Source organism: Variovorax sp. VRV01, from assembly GCF_014852545.1.
GTDB classification, from domain to species: domain Bacteria; phylum Pseudomonadota; class Gammaproteobacteria; order Burkholderiales; family Burkholderiaceae_C; genus Variovorax; species Variovorax beijingensis_A.
Genome location: NZ_JACVBS010000015.1, coordinates 1 through 18,221, shown reverse-complemented (window position 1 = coordinate 18,221; position 18,221 = coordinate 1). Strand labels below are relative to the sequence as shown.

Sequence of the window (18,221 nt, the reverse complement as noted above, 5' to 3'; positions counted from 1 at the left end):
GCGCAGTACTTAAATGGCTTTCGCAGCATTTATCTATTCCATCTGGAACAATAAATTTGCCTTCGAGGCGGCACCTCATCTACCTCCAGTCATCGCCGCCATCGAAAGGAAACCCTGTGAAAACCATCATTGTTGTCTTCTCCGATCCCAAGTCCGGCAGTGAGGAGGCCCTGGGCCGCGTCTTCAACGCCCTGTTTCTTGCCTACGAACTGAAGGAAAAGCAACGGGACTTCGATCTCGTCTTTCAAGGCGCGGGCGTTCGCTGGCCCGCAGAACTCGCGCAACCTGAGCATCCTGCCCATGCGCTCTACAAGGCCGTGCTGGATCGAATCGTGGCCTGCGGCGGCTGCGCCGACGTCTTCGGTGCAGCCGGCAGCCTTGCGCCGACGGGCATCAACCTTGTGCGCGACAAGTCGATCCCCGGCACGACCGGCGTGCTGGATCTGTCGCAGCACCTTGACGCCGGCCACCGCCTGGTGACCTTCTAACGGCACGCGCTCGCGCTTCGGATCGACACATGGACGACACCCTCTTTCATCCTGGCGAGCGGATGGTGCAGGAGCGGACCGGAGAGCGCGCCATCGCGCTGCTCAATGGGCGCAACATCTCTGCGCACATCCCGGCTGCCGCCAGCAACTTCGTCGCCCAGCAGCGGTGGTGTGTCATCGGCGCGGCCGACGAGAGCGGCTCTGTCAGTGCCAGCCTGTTGACCGGCCAGCCCGGCTTCGTGCAGACCGCAGACGAACTCGCCGGTCTGCGCATGGCGCTCGATGATCCACATGATCACTTGCGAGCTGCTGCGCCGATCGGCACGCTACAAGCAGGCCAGTCGATCGCCGTTTTGCTCATCGACTTGCAGACGCGCAGGCGCTTGCGAGTGAACGGGCGCGTCGCCTCGGTGTCGGCCAATTTGCTCGACGTGACGGTGGGGCAGGCCTTTCCGGTCTGCCCCCGGTACATCCAAAAGCGCGAGCCGGAATTCGACAGCCCCGATACCGCGTGGCCGCAGGCGCTGCCAGTGGCGGGCTCTGCCCTTGACGGGGCGGTCGCGAAATGGATCACCGCCGCAGACACGCTGTTCATTGCGAGCCTTGGCCCGTCCGGCGAAGCCGACGTGTCGCATCGCGGCGGCCGGCCCGGTTTCGTGCAGATCGCCGGCAACGTGCTGCGTATCCCGGACTACAACGGCAACAGCATGTTCAATACGCTGGGCAACCTCGCGGTGGACTCGCGCTGCGGCCTCGTCATGCCCAATGAAGACGGGGTGCAGCAACTGCAATTGAACGGGCGCGCTCGGGTCTGCTTCGATGTGCCCGACGACGCCGAATCGACCGGCGGCACGCGGCGGTGGATCGAATTCACCCTCGAGTCCTGGCGCATCTCGCCGCTCAACCGGCCGTTGCGCTGGCGCCTCATCGAGGCCTCGCCTTTCAATCCTTGAGCAATCAACGTGGAACCGTTTGAATTGATTGTCGTCGGCAAAGAGATGGTTGCTGCGGACACTGTCAAGCTGAGACTGCAGCGCGCCGATGGAGGGCCCCTGCCCGTTGCGCAGCCGGGCGCGCACGTCGTGCTGGACTTGGATGGCCGTGTGCGACGCTTCTCGCTCCTTGACGCCGACTCGGCGCCCGCGCACTACGAGATCGGCGTGCTGCGCACGGCGAACAGCCTGGGCGGCTCGCACTTCGTGCATGACCGGCTCATGGTGGGCGATCGCCTGAGCCTGCTGGCGGTAGCCAACGAATTCGCGCTGGACACCGGAGCACCTCATGTTTTGCTGCTCGGCGGAGGCATCGGCATCACGCCTTTGCTTAGCATGGCTCTTCGGCTCAGCGCCCAAGAACGCAGCTTCGCACTGCACCAGGTAGTCCGCGATTCGTCGAGGCAGTGGCCAAAGCCGCCGAGCCTGCAGATGTTCGTTCACATCGGCCGTGCCGGCCTGGACCTGCGAAAGCTCCTTGCGGAGCAACCGGCGGGAGCGCATGTCTATGTCTGCGGCCCGACGAGCCTCACTGATACGGTGCGCACAGCTTCCCGCGGACTCGGCTGGGAGACGCACCGCATCCACGCCGAGAGCTTCGGCATGGCTGCCGACGCGAGGGACGCACCGCTGCGCGTGACGCTCACACAGTCAGGTTTGACATTGGACGTCGCCCCCGGTACGTCGCTGCTTGATGCGTTGCTTGCCGCGGGCGTTTGGACAAGCTACGAATGCCGCCGTGGTGTCTGCGGCTCGTGCCTCACAGAGGTCGTTCGAGGACGGCCCATCCACCGTGACACCCTTTCCCCCGGCCTGCGCGTCGGCGGAATGTGCACGTGCGTCTCTTGGGCCGTGGGCCCGGAACTTGAGCTCAACCTGTAATCGCGAACTGCCGACCCCTGTCCTTCCGAGGGATGCGGCCTCGCGCGTTGTCCAGAGCGGCTCGGCACGGGGTTACCTCGCATACCAAGCGAATCCAGCGTTCGTGTAACCCGATGGCCGCACAGCCTGCACAACCAGCGCACCGAAATCGAAAGCGGTCTGGATCTCCGTTGGCACTGTTCCGCTGACTGAACGGTGAATTCGTCTTCAACTGGTTTATCAATTTAACCGTCTCTGTAGAATTTTTTGCATGCGGTACGAAACCAGTCAATCGGCTAATTATTCTTTAAAAAGTATCTAAAAAGTTTGAGCATCGGGGATCTCACTTCCGCCATTGCGGTGCTCATGGTGGTTGACCCGGCAGTGCCGACAACGCAATTCGAGAGTGACGGCGACCCTTCTGAATAACACAACGATCAAAGTATGCAAGTCACTAGATGCTCACCCATTGAATTCGCCACCTCGAACCGCCTAATTCCGAATGCCTGTCTCACACGGAGCAACCGATGACCGATTCCATAGTTCCAAATCAACCTGCCGACTATGTTCCAGCCAAAGTCTGGAGCCCGAAGAACAACTATGGCGGTACGTTCGGCAGCATCAATCGCCCGGTTTCTGGCGCGAGGTTCGAGAAGGAGTTGCCGGTCGGCAAGCATCCTCTGCAGCTGTACTCGCAGGGGACCCCGAACGGACAGAAGATCACAATCATGCTGGAGGAGCTTCTGGCGGCAGGGCATCGAGGCGCCGAATACGACGCGTGGCTGATCGATATCTTCAAAGGCGATCAATTCGGAAGCGGCTTCGTGGACATCAATCCCAATGGCAAGATTCCGGCGCTCGTTGATCACTCCACGGATCCAGTCACGCGCGTCTTCGAGAGCGGTTCCATCCTCGTTCATCTTGCAGAACGATTCGGCGCTTTCCTACCGACCGAAGGTCGGGTGCGGACGGAGACGTTCAACTGGTTGATGTGGCAGATGGGCTCGGCCCCCTTTGTCGGCGGAGGACTGGGCCACTTCTACGCCTATGCACCGCTAAAGATCGAGTATGCAATCGACCGATACGCGATGGAGACCAAACGGCAGCTGCATGTGCTGGACACGCATCTGGCCACGCACGAGTTCCTCGCTGGGGATCAGTACACGATCGCGGACATGGCGGTCTGGCCGTGGTATCCAGGCAGCCTCTATGGCGTCTACAACACGCACGAGTTCCTGGCCGTCGAGGAATACACGCATCTGCTGCGCTGGTACAGGGCGATAGCAGCTCGCCCCGCAGTCGCGCGCGGCTGGGTCGTCAACCGCGTTTCCGGAGAGCCGGGCACCTTCCTTCGCGAGCGCCACGACGCCAAGGACTTCGAGTCATTACAGCAAGTCAAATAGTCACCGCTCCCAGCCCCAGGCTGCACGACCACCCCACCCGCACGCGTCGCGCGCCCTGGTCCGGGCTCTCAAAAATTCAACCGTGTCTCCCAGGGCGATGCCTTCGCCCTTGGAGCTGCCGCATGGACATCCCCGCGGCGCACGCAAGCATCCAGGCAATTTTCCAGTCCAGCAGACCGCCATACCCAGCGGCGTTTTCCAACCATCAAGGCTTTTTTTATGAAACTGTATTACTCCCCTGGCTCTTGCGGGCTTGCTTCGCAAATCGCACTGCGAGAGGCCGGACAGGCGTACGACCTGATCAAGGTCGACTTCAAGACAAAGACGACGGTCGAAGGCGACTACCTGAAGGTATCGCCCAAGGGCTTCATCCCTGTGCTGAAGATGGACGACAGCGACCTGCTCACCGAGGGGGCGGTCATTCTGCAGTGGATCGCAGACAAGAACCCGGCCGCCAAACTCCTGCCACCCTTCGGAACCCGCGAGCGCTACACGGCGCTGGAGTGGCTCAATTTCGTGGCAAGCGATCTGCACAAGGGCATGGCCGTGATGTTTTCGCCATTCCTCGATGAAGCAACGAAGAAAAGATTTGCGGATGGCAACCTGACCAGCAAGTTCGAATACATCGACGAACACCTGTCCCGGAACGACTACGTCCTGGGCGCGCAATTCTCGGTCGCCGATGCGTATCTCTACAACGTCCTGTCATGGCCGTCGAGGGTAAGGATCGACATCACCGGCTATGCCTTCATCCAGAAGTTCATGGCACGCATGGAGCAACGGGCCAGTGTGCGCGCGGCTTTGCAAGCCGAAGGCCTTCTGGCGAACGACTGAAATCCAAGCCCTCCCGAGGAACCTTCATGCCGACACTTTTCGATCCCATCGCGCTGGGCGCGCTCAACGCGTCCAATCGCACCTTCATGGCGCCGCTGACCCGGGCGCGCGCCACCCGCGACCATGTGCCGACGCCGATCATGGCCGACTACTACGCGCAGCGCGCCACGGCCGGGTTGATCATCGGAGAAGCCACTGGCATTTCGCGCCAGGCCGTTGGCTGGCCCTATGCACCAGGACTGTGGTCCTCTGAGCAGGTCAAGGCCTGGATGCCCGTCACGCAGGCGGTGCATGACAAAGGCGGGCTCATCTTCGCGCAGCTTTGGCACATGGGCCGCATGGCCCACTCGGCCGTGACGGGCCGTCAGCCTGTATCGGCCAGTGCCACGGCCATGCCGGGAGATGCGCACACCTATGAAGGCAAGATGCCGTTCGAAATCGCAAGACCGCTGGCGACCGAGGAAATCCCAAGCCTGATCTCCGACTATGTCAGCGCCGCAAGCAACGCCATGGCCGCGGGCTTCGACGGCGTTCAGATCCACGCCGCCAATGGCCAGTTGCTCGATCAATTCCTGCGGGACGGCACCAACGCTCGGACTGACGAATACGGCGGCAGCATCGACAACCGGGTGCGGTTGCTGCGCTTGGTCACGCAAGCCGTTGCAGACGAAGTGGGCGCCGATCGCACGGCCGTGCGCCTGTCCCCCAATGGCGAGAGCTACGGCGTGGACGACAGCAACCCGGCGCCGCTGTTCACCGCCGCGGCGGAGATGCTGAACGCTATCGGTATCGCCTTCCTGGAGTTGCGAGAGCCTGGCCCGGACGGGACATTTGGCGCAACCGACGTCCCCAGACTGTCGCCTCAGATTCGCAGGCATTTCAAGGGCGCCCTGGTGCTCAACAGCGACTACGACGTGGCGCGCGCCAAGGCCGACCTCGACAGCGGCTTGGCCGATGCGATCAGCTTCGGGCGTCCCTTCCTGGCCAACCCTGACCTGGTCTGGCGCCTGCGCCACGGCGCACCGTTGACCAAGGACGAGATGGCGACCTACTACAGCCAGGGAGCTGAGGGCTACACCGACTACGAGACGCTGATGTGCAGCAAAGCCTTTGATTGAGCGGCTGGCCGCTGCCCGCGCCATCCCGCAGTGAGTTGGGACAGCGAAATTTCTTCCATTCCCGCCGGACGCCAGGTTGGCGCCGGCACCCACAACCTTAGAAAAGGAACAAGAATCATGATGCAAGATTGGAACGGCTACCGGACGTCTCTGCTGGAGCGCGTGGGCGATTTCGCCAAGCAAAGTCCCGACGTGATGCGCGGGATGGCGGCCCTGGACAACGCCGCCGCAAAAACTGGCCATCTCGAGCCCAAGATCCACGAACTGATCTCCCTGGCCGTCGCCGTCACCACGCGTTGCGACGGCTGCATCGCCGTGCATACCAAGAAGGCCGCGGAGGCTGGCGCCTCGCTCGAGGAAGTTTCCGAGGCACTGGGCGTGGCCATTGCGATGAACGCCGGAGCGGCGCTCACGTATTCGGCCCGCGTGGTCGAAACGTATCAGCAACTGCCCGGCAAGTAAGCCGCTGCAGGAAGCGCCTTTGGCTTCGTCCCCGGTGGCCGCAAGTTCTTGCCTGTGCCGGCGGGTGGCAGCCCTTCGTCAGCGCATGGTGGCGTGGTTCAGGAACAATTGCGCTACCCACTCGACGAACACACGCACCTTGGCCGAAAGGTGGCGGTTCTGCGGATACACCACGTGGATCGGCAGTGGTTCGTTGGTCCAGTCGTCCAGGACGGATACGAGCCGCCCGTCTTTGAGCATTGGCGCCATCAGGAAGTCTGCCATCTGCACGATACCCAACCCGGCCAGCCCTGCAGCCGTGTACGCATAGCTGTCGCTCAATGCGATGTGACTGGACAAGGCGACCTGGATCTTCTCGCCGTCCTTCTTAAAGTACCAATCGAACATCTTGCCCGAGCGTGCGGAGAAATAATTGACGCAGCTGTGGTGTACCAGATCGTTGGGATGCATGGGCCGGCCATGGCGTTTGAGGTAGGCCGGCGAGGCACAAGTGGTGTAGTGCATCGTGCCGACGCGGCGCGCGATCAGGCTGGAATCGGTCAGGCGACGGCCTCCGCGAATCGCGCAATCTACCCCTTCCTCGACCAGGTCCACCTGCCGGTCGCTGCAACCCAGTTCGAGCCGGATGTCCGGATACCGCTCGACGAAGTCGGGAAGCGCGGGAATGATCACCTCGCTGGCCAGGCCGGTGGGGGCGTCGATACGCAGCCTTCCCGCGGGGCTGCCCCTTGTTTGAGACACGCAGTCTTCGGCTTCGCGCACCTCCGACAGAATGCGCATGCAGCGTTCGTAGAAGGCGGCGCCTTCAGCGGTGACGCTGACGTGCCGTGTGGTCCGGTTCAGAAGCTTGACCGACAGCGAACCTTCCAGCGACTGGATCAAGGTTGACACCGTCGCTTTGGGAAGTTTCATGTTCTCGGCCGCGCGGGTGAATCCGCCGGTGTCCACGACCTGGACAAACACTTCCATCGCCAAAAATTTGTTCATCCGTGGTCCTGAGCGAATCGGGTGACAGGGGTCCGCGCCGCAAGGCGCACTCGAGCCATCAAGGTTCAAACGCGCACGCCGTCCCTGACGCGGTAGCTCGGCTGGTACATGGTCACGAGTTCCTCGGTTGCAGTGGGGTGGACAGCCATGGTCCGATCGAAGTCATCCTTCGTGGCCCCTGCCTTCAGGGAGATGCCGAGCAACTGCACCATCTCGCCGGCCTCGTGGCCGAGGACGTGGGCGCCGACCACCTTGCGGCTTGCGGCGTCGACGATGAGCTTCATGAGCATCCTTTCCGTGCGGCCCGAGAGCGTCGCCTTCATCGGACGGAACTCGGCGCGATAGACCGCGATCTCGGAGTACTTTTTGGCGGCCTCTTCTTCCGACAGGCCCACGGTGCCGATCTCCGGCTGCGAAAAAACGGCCGTGGGGATCAGGTCGTGATCGGGCGAGGTCGGATTGTTCTTGTACTCGGTCTCGATGAAGCACATGGCTTCATGGATGGCGACGGGTGTCAGCTGCACCCGGTGGGTGACGTCTCCCAGCGCAAATATGTTGGGCACATTTGTGCGGGAGTAATCGTCCACGACGATCGCGCCAAGCCCATCCACCTTCACACCGGCAGCTTCCAGGCCCAACCCTTGCGTGTTCGGCTCGCGGCCGAGCGCCAGCATGACGGTGTCGACCGAGATCGACTCGCCGCACATCGTTCTGACCAACAAACTGCCGTCAACCTTCTGTTCCACCTTCTCCATGACGTCGGTGAGAACGATGCGGATGCCCTTGTCGACCATGGCTTTGTGCAAGCCCTGGCGCAGCTCGTGATCGAAACGCGACAAGATCTCCTTGCCGCGGTAGATGAGCGTTACAGCCACACCAAGGCCGTGGAACACGTTGGCGAACTCGACCGCGATGTAGCCGCCGCCGGCAATCAGTATCGAGCGCGGCAGCTGCGGAAGATCGAAAGCTTCGTTGGACGAGATGCACAGCTCATGGCCAGGGAGCGCTGCATGGGGGTTCGGCGTGCCGCCTGTGGCAATGACAATCCTGTCGGCGGTGACGGTCTGGCCGGTTTGCACCAGGCGCACGGTGTGCGCGTCGACCAACTCGGCGCGGTCGTCGATGATCCGGGCGCCGTTGCTCTCGAGCCCACGCCGGTACAAGCCTTCGAGTCTTAGGATTTCCTTGTCCTTGGCGGCAAGCAAGGTGTCCCAGTCGAACGTGGTCTCGCTGACTTTCCATCCGTACCCTGCAGCATCCTCGAAGTGCTCGCGATACTGGGAGGCGTACACGAAAAGCTTCTTGGGAACGCAGCCCCGAATGACGCAGGTGCCGCCGAACCGGTACTCTTCCGCGATCGCGACACGTTTGCCCAGCGCGGCAGCAACACGCCCGGCCCTCACGCCGCCCGAGCCACCTCCGATCACGAACAGATCGTAGTCATACGCGGCCATGAAAGATTCCTTTTTTTTGACTGACGCGCGAAGGCGCGCAAAGCGCCCTCTCGTCGAATTTCGTGGCGGTCTGGTGATCGACCCATGGGCTTCGCCGCGTCCTTTCCCCGCCAAGTGGCTTTGAGCGTCAAGCGACACAGCGTCGTCGCACCCACGACCTTGAGCGCGAATTCTGAGCATGTTCCAGCACTCGATAAAGACCCCGGCGACGAATTGAATGTTCAGGCGACTGAACAACGGCGTGCACAACCAGCCGCGTGACATATGAAACCGAGCGTCAGGGTATCCTGGGACTAAGCTTGCCATCGTGCGGACTCGTAGGAGTCGACCCGCCATCCGGCTTCCTCCCTGCGCACGACTTCTGCAACCCAGTCTGCGAACGCTCGCACGGTCGGGGACAACTGACGATTCTGGGGGTATAGGACCGAAAGCGGCACAGTCGGCGACGCGTAGTCGGCGAGCACCTGCCGAAGGCGGCCGCTCAGAAGGTAGGGCCGCACCATGTAGCTCCCCGCACGGATGAGCCCAAGGCCTTCGAGGCCGCATGTCACGTAGGCATCCGTATCGTTGACGATGAGACGTTCTCGCATCCTGACGCTGCGGTGCTCGCCATTCACCTCGAAATTCCAATCCAAGGTGCGCGCGGTGCGGCTGGACAGGTAGCCAACCGCCTCGTGGTTCGCCAGATCCTCCAGCGATTTTGGCGTGCCGTGACGGGCCAGGTATTCCGGCGAGGCGCAGGTCACCCATTCGAACGAGCCGATGCGCTTTGCTACGAGTGTGGTGGAGTCCTCGGGCGTCCCCGCTCGAATGACGCAATCGATACCCTCCTGCACGAGCTCCACAGTGCGGTCAGACGCCGTCAGCGTGAGTTCGACCTCCGGAAAGCGAGACTGAAAGTCCTTGATGCAAGGCAGGACGACCAAGCGCGCGAGCGAGAGCGTCATGTCGACCCGCAGGCAGCCTCGAGGCTGCCCAGCTCGTCCTGGGAAGCTGGACTCGACGCCTTCTAAGTCCGCAAGCAAACGCCTGCATTGCTCGAAGTACAGCGTGCCTTCCGGTGTCAGGCTGATGTGGCGCGTGGTCCGCTGCAAAAGTCGCACGCCCAAGAACTTCTCCAAGTCCTTCACGGCTCGCGTGACCCGGGATTTGGGCAGGAACAGGCTGTCCGCAGCTCGAGTGAAGCTGTGCATTTCGACCACGCGGGCGAAGATCTGCATCGACTGGAGGCGGTCCACGGGCTTCTCTCCTTGTAGGGCCACTATTGCACGACACGGAACTAGGTGTGGCTTGCACCGCGAGAAATTCCATTTTTATCGCATTGGCAGGGGGCGACGACAAGTGATTGTTCCAACGGCGGCAACAAAGTAACCCAGGTCCCGGGCTCGATCTTCATGCGCCACACGCACAGACTGCAAACCGTTCAATTTTGTAGAGCACGTCGCATGAAAACCCTCAAGAAACAGCACCTGGCGGTCGTCACGACCGCCGTTGCGGTGGTCGTTGCTGGCAGCATGTTTTGGAAGCACGGTTCCGAAGCGCATGCTCAAGCCGCCGCCGCACTCCCCATCGTCAAGTACCGGCCAGCCTTGCAGCGCTCGGTGTCCGATGCGCAGGACTACACGGGGCGGCTCGAAGCCGTGGACCTCGTCGACGTTCGCGCCAAGGTACCGGGCTCGCTGCTCGCGGTGCACTTCAAGCCGGGCCAGCATGTTCGCCAGGGCGACGTTCTTTTCGTCATCGACCCAGCACCGTTCGAGACCCAGGTGCGCCAGGCGCAGGCCACCCTGGCAGGTGCCGAAGCACGGCAACGGCTGGCAGACACGGAGCGCGCCCGCGGACAGCGGCTGCTGGAGTCGAATTCGATCGCGCGCAGGGAGTTCGACACGCTCGACAATGCGGCGCGCGAGGCTGCCGCGTCACTGAAGGGAGCGCAGGCCGCTCTCGCGCAGGCTCAACTGCAGCTCAGCTACACCCAGGTTCGCGCGCCTATTGCGGGACGGATCTCCCGGGCGGAAGTCACCTCGGGCAATGTGGTGACGGCAGGCGGGGAAGCGACCCCGCTCACCAGGATCGTCTCTGACAGCAAGCTCTACGCATCCTTCAACGTGGACGAGCAGAGCTACCTCCAGATCATCGCCCCTTCGCTGAGGGCGGGCACGCAGCCTGTAGCGAAGGTCGGTTTGGCCACCGACACCGACTTTCCCTACGCGGCGTCCATCGAAGCGATCGACAACCAGATGGATACCCGGTCGGGAACCGTGCGGGTTCGTGCGCGCATCGACAAGGTGAATCCCGAGATGCTTCCCGGTCTGCGGGCGCGCATCCGTCTGCAAGGCGGTGCCCCCTACAACGCCGTGTTGGTGGACGAGGCCGTCGTCAGCACCGACCAGGACCGGAAATATGTTCTCGTCGTCAATGCGCAGAACAAGGTCGAGCGCCGGGTCGTCGACCTCGGCGTGCTGCAAGGAACGCAGCGGGTCGTGCGCAGCGGGCTCGCCCCGGGTGCCAAGGTCATTGTAGATGGCGCTTTCCGCGCGTCCCCCGGTGCGTCGGTGTCCGCAGTCGCTGCAGAGGCCCCGGAGGCCTCCGCCGGCGCCACCAACGGAGGCAGGTCGTGAACATCTCGAAATTCTTCATCGACAGGCCGATCTTCGCTGGCGTCCTGTCTGCGCTGATTCTCCTTGCAGGGCTCGTAGCGTCGTTCAACATGCCGGTCTCGGAATACCCGCAGGTCATCCCGCCGTCGGTCGTGGTGCACGCGCAATACCCGGGCGCCAACGCCAAGACGATCGCGGAAACCGTCGCGGCACCGTTGGAGCAGTCCGTCAACGGCGTTGAGGACATGCTCTACATGGACTCGAAGGCCAGCGGTGACGGTCACCTGTACCTGACCGTGACCTTCAAGCTGGGAACCGATCCGGACAGGGCCCAGCAGCTGGTGCAAACCCGCGTCTCCCAAGCCCAGGCGCGACTGCCCGAGGACGTGCAGCGCCTGGGCGTGACCGCGGTCAAGAACCTGCCGATGATCACCATCGCCGTGCACATGGTGTCGCCAAAGGGAACCTACGACAACAACTACATCAGCAACTACGCCATCCTTCACGTGAAGGATCGTCTGGCCCGGATCACGGGCGTCGGCGACGTGGCGATCTGGGGGCCCGGCGGCTATGCGATGCGTGTCTGGCTGGATCCGGCCGCTTTGGCCGAGCGAGGACTGAGTGCGAACGATGTCGCCAGCGCCATTCGACGCCAGAACATCCAGGCCGCTGTCGGAACGATCGGAAGTTCACCCACCTCCGCGGACACCGCCTTCCAACTCAACGTCAACGCCGATGGCCGGCTCAAGTCGCCCGAGGAGTTCAAGTCCATCGTCATCAAGTCCGATGCCCGTGGAGCGATCACGCGCCTGGGCGACGTGGCGCGCGTGGAACTCGGCGCCGAAGACTACGGCATCCGCGCCACGCTGGACAACGCGCCCGCCGTCGCCGTGACAGTGCAGGAATCACCCGGCGCGAACTCGCTTCAGATCTCCCGCGACGTGCACAAGGCCATGAAGGAGCTCGAGAAGGATTTTCCCGAAGACGTGGTTTATCGCATCGTCTATGAACCGAGCCGTGCAGTCCAGTCCGGCATCGACGCGGTCATCGAAACGCTGCTGGAGTCGGTGGCGCTGGTGGTGCTGGTCGTGTTTCTCTTCCTGCAGACCTGGCGCGCTTCCATCATTCCGCTTATCGCGGTTCCCATTTCGATCGTCGGCACGTTCACCTTCCTGCTGCTGGCGGGGTACTCCATCAACACGCTATCGCTCTTCGGCCTTGTGGTGGCCATCGGCATCGTGGTCGACGACGCCATCGTAGTTGTCGAGAATGTGGAGCGGAATATCGCGCGCGGGCTAAGCCCGCGAGAGGCGACCTACCAGGCCATGCGCGAGGTGAGCGGGCCCATCATCGCCATCGCGTTGACGCTCTCCGCTGTTTTTCTTCCACTGGCGTTCCTCAGCGGCTTGACTGGAGAGTTCTATAAGCAGTTCGCGGTCACCATCGCCATCTCCACGCTCATCTCGGCGGTGAATTCGCTGACGCTGTCGCCGGCGCTGTCGGCCTTGCTGCTGAAGGGACATGGCGATGCGCCAGACGCGGTGACCCGGGTAACGCAGAAGGTGTTCGGCCGCTTCTTCGGGCGCTTCAATCGCACCTTCGATCGCACCTCAGAGGCATATGGAGGAGGCGTCGGCCGTCTGTTGCGGCACAAGGGGGCGTTGCTCGTCGTGTACGCGCTCTTGCTGGGGGGAACCTGGTGGCTTACCGGTCATGTCCCGGGTGGGTTCGTTCCTGCACAGGACAAGGAGTACCTCGTGAGCCTGGCGCAACTGCCCGAGGGCTCGACGCTGGACCGCACCGAGGCGACCATGAACAAGATGAATGCCATGGCGCTCAAGCACCCTGCCGTCCTTGGAACATCGAGCTACAGCGGTCTTTCGATCAATGGGGTGACCAAGAGCTCGAGCACGGCTCTGACCTTTGTCTTGCTCAAGCCGTTCAAGGAGCGCAAGGGGATCAGCGCCGACCAGGTCGCGGCCGACCTGGGCCGTGAGTTCGGCAGCATCGGACACGCCTTCACCGGGATCTTTCCACCACCGCCGGTCTACGGCCTCGGAACCCTGGGCGGCTTCAAGCTGCAGATCGAGGACCGGGCGGACCTGGGTTACGACGAGCTCTACAAGGCGACACAGGCCTTCATCAAAAAGGCGTCCGAAGCGCCAGAGCTCGGCCCGCTCTTCTCGACTTACAACGTGAACGCGCCCCAGCTCAAGGTGGACATCGACCGCGCGAAGGCACAGCAGCTGGGTGTGGATACGCCGGCGGCCTTCAGTGCGATGCAGTCGTTCCTTGGTTCCTACTACGTGAACGACTTCAACTTCCTGGGCCGCGTGTACCAGGTGCGCATGCAGGCCGACGGCCAGTTCCGCTCCAAGCCGGAAGACATCGGGCAACTGCACGTTCGCAGCGAGTCCGGGCAGATGGTTCCGCTCGCGTCGTTCGCCAAGGTCAGCCAGACGTACGGCCCCGACCAGGTCAGCCGCTACAACGGCTTCACGTCGGCCGACGTGGGCGGCAGTCCCGCGCCGGGCTACTCGTCGGACCAGGCGATGGAGGCCATCCAGCGGATTGCGGCTGCAACCTTGCCACCGGGGATGACGTTCGAATGGACCGACCTGACCTACCAGCAGATCATTGCCGGCAACAGCGCGGTCTGGATTCTTCCGCTCTGCGTTCTCTTGGTGTTCTTCGTATTGGCGGCCCAGTACGAGAGCCTGACGCTGCCGCTGGCCATCATCCTCATCATTCCGATGAGCATCTTCTCCGCGCTGCTCGGTGTGTGGCTCACGAAGGGCGACAACAACATCTTCACCCAGATCGGACTCATCGTGCTTGTCGGCCTGGCGTCGAAGAACGCCATCCTGATCGTCGAGTTCGCGCGCGAGCTCGAGATGGCGGGAATGTCCACGTTGAAGGCCGTGATCGAGTCCTGCCGCTTGCGGCTGCGGCCCATCCTGATGACGTCGCTGGCCTTCATCATGGGCGTGATCCCACTCGTTCTTTCGACAGGCGCAGGTGCAGAAATGCGCCAGGCGATGGGCATCTCGGTGTTCTTCGGAATGATCGGCGTCACGCTGTTCGGCCTGTTTCTCACACCGTTCTTCTACGTGCTCGCCCGGGCGCTTGGAGGAGGAAGGCCGCTTCGATCTGCCTCGCATCACGAGGCGCCCGTGATCGCCCCGCATCACCTTGGAAATCAACAGCCGGAGGTTCAGGCATGACCTGCCCAACCCGAGCGATTCAGCAACTGTCCAGAAGTGCGCTTGCCTTGGCAGCAAGTCTGTTCCTGCTGTCTGCGTGCTCCCTCACGCCCGTCGAGAATCGTCCCGGCATCGACATCCCCGCGAAGTTCGCGGAGTACGAGGGACGCACGCTCGCGCTCCAGCCCACGGAAGACCCAGGCCGGTGGCGGCCGGCAGAACCGGCAGACCAGCAGGCGCCATCTCCATGGTGGGGTGTCTTCGGCGACCCTGTCCTTGTGCAACTCGAGGAGGAGGCGCTCAAGGCGAATCCGGATGTGTCCATCGCGATGGCAAGGCTCAAGCAGGCACGCGCACTGATTTCGCAAAGCGAGTCGGCGCAGCTTCCCGAAGTGGGCGTCGGTTTCGGCCCCACTCGGCAGCGCATCAGCGGCACGGCTGCGGGGCGCGGAGACGGCGCACCGGGGTCCACGCAAACGCTGTGGCGCGCACAGGCCTCCGTCGCCTACGAGGTCGACATCTTCGGCCGGGTTTCTTCAGGCGTTGCCGCCGCACGTGCCGATGCGGCCCGGCAGCAGGCGCTGGCGCACCAGATGCTGCTGCTGGTCCAAGCCGACGTCGCAAAGACGTATTTCAGCCTGCGACAGTCCGAGGGCGAGCTTCGCCTGCTCCGGGACACCGTGAAGCTGAGACAAGACGCCATGTCGCTGTTGGAACGAAAGCTCGATGTGGGCGCTGTGGCCCCTTACGTCGTTGACCAGGTGAAGACTGAATTGTTCTCGGCCCGCTCGGAGCAACTGGCTGTCGAACGGCAGCATGCCCTGGCCTTGCATGCCTTGGCGATCCTGCTGGGCAAGCTGCCTGCGGCGTTCTCCGTCGATGCGCGGCCTCTGGACAACGTCACGGTCCAGCTTCCGCAAGGCATGCCCTCGACGTTGCTCGAGCGCAGGCCGGACATCGCAGCCGCCGAACGCGCCATGACCGCGGAGAACGCGCGCATCGGCGTTGCGAGGGCAGCATTCTTTCCGGCGCTCTCGCTGACGGGGTCCCTGGGCTACGAGTCGGCCGACCTGGGAAACCTAGCCAATTGGTCTCAACGCACGTTCCTGCTGGGTCCCCTGGTGGGAACGGTCTTGAGCATGCCAATCTTCGATGGAGGAAGGCGAAGCGCCGAAGTGGCCCGCGTGCGCGGCGTCTACGAGGAGAGGGTCGCCGAGTACCGCAAGACGGTGCTCCAGGCCTTCCGCGAGGTTGAGGACTCCCTGGTCTCGATAAGAACCCTTGACGAGCGGATCATCCAACAGCGGGGAGCAGAAGACGCATCGTCTGGCGTTGCGCAATCAGCCAAGGCGAGATTCGACGAAGGCGACATCGACTACCTGGTCGTGGTCGATGCCGAGCGCACTCGCCTGCGCAGCCGCCAGTTGCGCATCCAGGCCGAGGGTGAGCGCGCGCGCGCGACCGTTGATCTGGTCAAAGCGCTCGGCGGTGGCTGGGACCTCTCAAGGGCCGAGAAGTCCGACATCAAAGGCTGATCCGACGGTGTCGCCGGAGCGGCCGAGGCTGCCTCCTTCCACACGGCCGCATGCCGCACTCGAATTCAAGGCATTTGTAGCTGCGCGTTTGAGCGATTGCATCCGCCGCGGACGCAGTCCTAGTTTGGGTGCGGCTGGTCAACGGTCGCCGCCCGATCCCGATCTGCATTTCTAACCAATTTTTGGAGCTTTCCTGTGTCTGTTTCTGATCTCTTCAAACCGCTCACTCTCCTGCACGGCCCGGCGATGAGGAATCGCTTCATGCTGGCGCCGCTGACCAACCAGCAAAGCGAGCTCGACGGCACTGTCTCCGTGTACGACCATTTCTGGATGGAGCAGCTGTCTCAAGGTGGCTACGCGTTGATCCAGACTTGTGCCACGACCGTGGAAGCGGGCGGCATTGCGTTTGCGCGGCAGTTGGGAATCCACGGCGATGAACACCTGCCAGGCCTTACCCGGATGGCCACAACCATTCGGAGCGGTGGTGGCCTCTCGGCGGTTCAGCTGCACCATGCGGGCCACCGCGCCAACCCGCTGCTGGGGGGCATTCCAGCTCCTGCTTCCAGTGGCACTTTGCCGGGCATTCAGGCGATCTCGACCGAAGTGGTGGAGCGGATCCGCGACAGCTTTATCGCCGCCGCGAAAAGGGCGCAACTGGCAGGGTTCGACGGCGTCGCGGTGCATGGCGCATTCGGTTGGATCCTTTCGGAGTTCATGTCGCCGTTCCTGAACGATCGCAAGGACAAATACGGCGGGAGCCTCGAGAACCGGGCGCGCCTGACCCTGGAGGTGATCGAAGGCATTCGCCGGGAATGCGGCCCTGATTTTCAGATTGGCTGGCGACTGTCGATCGAGCGGTACGGGTTGCGCTTGGAGGAACTGCGCGAGGTCACCGCATATATCTTTGATCGCGAGTTGATCGACTATCTCGACCTGGCCTTGTGGGACTCTGCGCAGGTCGTCGGAGAAGGGCCATTCCGTGGCAAGACGATGCTTAGCCTCTTCACCGAATTGCCTCGTAAGGGAGTTCGCCTGGGGACAGCCGGCAAGATCATGAGTGCCAAGCGTGCCGGCGAGTTGCTGGACGAGGGCTGCGACTTCGTGCTGATTGCCCGCGCTGGCATTCTTCAGCGGGACTTTCCTCTGCAGGTCAAGGCCAACCCTACGTACGACAGTCCAAGGCTTCCAGTGCCTGCCGAGTACTTGCGCGAGCGTGGGTTGAGCGAACGCTTCATCGACCATATGCGGGGATGGCAGACCTTCGTCTTGCACGGCTCGCGATAGGCGGGGCGGACGAATGCCCGGTCCCCGACTCGCTCCCAGCACAAGGAGGCGGGTTGTCCGCGCGATCGCCGGACTATTACGGCCATCGCAGAACGCAGGCCGGAGCAACGCCGAAACTCGGGGCCGAGGAAGCAACTGACGAAAACCAAAAGCACGTCAGAATACCGGTAGGAACTGAGTCCGCCGGCCCAACGGATCTTGCGCGCCCCATCAATGCAGCTGTTTCCACACAGCCTCAGTCTAAAGCAGCTGTTTAGCGAGCGATGCTGCCCTATCGAGCGTCGCCGATACAAACCACTTTCGCGCTGACGATGAGGCCTGAGCGTCGGCAGCTATCGACCAAGACAGCGCGCGGCTCGCGGTCCTGATGGCGAAGTTCATCATCGGTGTTCTTCAGTTGACGCCAGCGAAAATCTCCATGGAGCTTGACCTCGATAGGCCAGCGGCTGTCCGCCATTGCCTTGCGCGCTGTGTCAGTGCCGACACGGAATGCCAGGGAAGTGAGAGCGCCTGTCCCATCAGGGGTCCGCCGCGGCGAACAGGGCTCAGCGCACCATGCAGGGCCGCTTGTTGTCAAAGCTCCAATTGGGGATCAGGTATTGCATCGCCTGCGCATCGTTGCGCGCACCCAGGCCGTGCTTCAGGTACAGCTGGTGCGCCTTCTCGACCTCGTCCATGTCGAGCTCCACGCCCAGCCCGCCGCGCGTGGGCACCTTCACGAACCCGCCCTCGATCTGCAGCGGCGCCCTGGTCAGGCGCTGGCCGTCCTGCCAGATCCAGTGCGTGTCGATGGCCGTGACCTTGCCCGGCGCGGCCGCCGCCACGTGCGTGAACATGGCCAAGGACACATCGAAGTGGTTGTTCGAATGCGAACCCCAGGTCAGGCCCCAGGCCTGGCACAGCTGGGCCACGCGCACCGAGCCCTGCATCGTCCAGAAGTGCGGGTCGGCCAGCGGGATGTCGACCGACTGCAGCGACAGGCTGTGCACCATCTCGCGCC

Annotated in this window: 15 protein-coding genes; 11 read left to right on the top strand and 4 right to left on the bottom strand. The window is 62.8% G+C overall.

Annotation, left to right across the window (positions count from 1 at the left end):
• The first annotated feature begins 116 nt into the window (after positions 1–116).
• The 7 genes from IB278_RS23785 (at position 117) to IB278_RS23755 (ending at position 6,158) form a co-directional block, all read left to right on the top strand.
• A complete protein-coding gene (locus IB278_RS23785; protein WP_192325851.1) occupies positions 117–488 on the top strand; it encodes a DsrE family protein in 372 nt (123 codons plus the stop codon).
• 29 nt (positions 489–517) lie between these two features.
• Positions 518–1,441 carry a pyridoxamine 5'-phosphate oxidase family protein gene (locus IB278_RS23780; RefSeq protein WP_192325849.1) on the top strand — a complete coding sequence of 308 codons (924 nt, stop codon included), beginning with the start codon at positions 518–520 and terminating at the stop codon, positions 1,439–1,441.
• Positions 1,442–1,450: 9 nt separating this feature from the next.
• Positions 1,451–2,362, top strand: a complete 912-nt coding sequence (locus IB278_RS34230; protein WP_192325847.1) for a PDR/VanB family oxidoreductase — start codon at positions 1,451–1,453, stop codon at positions 2,360–2,362.
• A 506-nt stretch (positions 2,363–2,868) separates the two neighbouring features.
• The gene (gene yghU / locus IB278_RS23770; protein WP_192325845.1) at positions 2,869–3,744 is read left to right on the top strand and encodes a glutathione-dependent disulfide-bond oxidoreductase; all 876 of its coding nucleotides are present in this window, start codon (positions 2,869–2,871) and stop codon (positions 3,742–3,744) included.
• Between the two features lie 219 nt (positions 3,745–3,963).
• A complete protein-coding gene (gstA, locus tag IB278_RS23765) occupies positions 3,964–4,578 on the top strand; it encodes a glutathione transferase GstA (RefSeq protein WP_192325843.1) in 615 nt (204 codons plus the stop codon).
• 26 nt (positions 4,579–4,604) lie between these two features.
• Entirely contained in the window at positions 4,605–5,696 is a 1,092-nt protein-coding gene (locus tag IB278_RS23760; protein ID WP_192325841.1) for an alkene reductase, read from the top strand.
• Between the two features lie 117 nt (positions 5,697–5,813).
• A complete protein-coding gene (locus IB278_RS23755) occupies positions 5,814–6,158 on the top strand; it encodes a carboxymuconolactone decarboxylase family protein (RefSeq protein WP_021004317.1) in 345 nt (114 codons plus the stop codon).
• Positions 6,159–6,236: 78 nt separating this feature from the next.
• On the opposite strand, the gene IB278_RS23750 is transcribed toward IB278_RS23755, so the two are convergent.
• The 3 genes from IB278_RS23750 to IB278_RS23740 all read right to left on the bottom strand — a co-directional run bounded on the left by IB278_RS23750 (position 6,237) and on the right by IB278_RS23740 (position 9,837).
• The gene (locus tag IB278_RS23750) at positions 6,237–7,145 is read right to left on the bottom strand and encodes a LysR family transcriptional regulator (protein WP_018907319.1); all 909 of its coding nucleotides are present in this window, start codon (positions 7,143–7,145) and stop codon (positions 6,237–6,239) included.
• A gap of 65 nt (positions 7,146–7,210) precedes the next feature.
• Positions 7,211–8,599: a glutathione-disulfide reductase gene (gor, locus tag IB278_RS23745; RefSeq protein WP_192325839.1), complete on the bottom strand. Its 1,389-nt coding sequence runs from the start codon at positions 8,597–8,599 to the stop codon at positions 7,211–7,213.
• Between the two features lie 293 nt (positions 8,600–8,892).
• The gene (locus IB278_RS23740) at positions 8,893–9,837 is read right to left on the bottom strand and encodes a LysR family transcriptional regulator (RefSeq protein WP_192325837.1); all 945 of its coding nucleotides are present in this window, start codon (positions 9,835–9,837) and stop codon (positions 8,893–8,895) included.
• Positions 9,838–10,044: 207 nt separating this feature from the next.
• Between IB278_RS23740 and IB278_RS23735 the strand changes: the two genes are divergently transcribed.
• From IB278_RS23735 to IB278_RS23720, 4 genes are all read left to right on the top strand, one after another.
• Complete coding sequence (locus tag IB278_RS23735) at positions 10,045–11,220, top strand: efflux RND transporter periplasmic adaptor subunit (RefSeq protein WP_192325836.1); 1,176 nt, start codon at positions 10,045–10,047, stop codon at positions 11,218–11,220.
• The gene (locus IB278_RS23730) at positions 11,217–14,423 is read left to right on the top strand and encodes an efflux RND transporter permease subunit (RefSeq protein ID WP_192325834.1); all 3,207 of its coding nucleotides are present in this window, start codon (positions 11,217–11,219) and stop codon (positions 14,421–14,423) included. Before IB278_RS23735 ends, IB278_RS23730 begins: the two co-directional genes overlap by 4 nt.
• On the top strand, positions 14,420–15,937 hold the full coding sequence (locus IB278_RS23725; RefSeq protein WP_192325832.1) for an efflux transporter outer membrane subunit: 1,518 nt from the start codon (positions 14,420–14,422) through the stop codon (positions 15,935–15,937). Before IB278_RS23730 ends, IB278_RS23725 begins: the two co-directional genes overlap by 4 nt.
• 195 nt (positions 15,938–16,132) lie before the next feature.
• The gene (locus IB278_RS23720) at positions 16,133–17,221 is read left to right on the top strand and encodes an NADH:flavin oxidoreductase (protein ID WP_192325830.1); all 1,089 of its coding nucleotides are present in this window, start codon (positions 16,133–16,135) and stop codon (positions 17,219–17,221) included.
• A gap of 545 nt (positions 17,222–17,766) precedes the next feature.
• Here the strand turns inward: IB278_RS23720 and IB278_RS23715 are convergent.
• Positions 17,767–18,221, bottom strand: a 455-nt coding sequence (locus IB278_RS23715; RefSeq protein WP_318646699.1) for an enolase C-terminal domain-like protein, incomplete at its 5' end; no start/stop codon positions are given.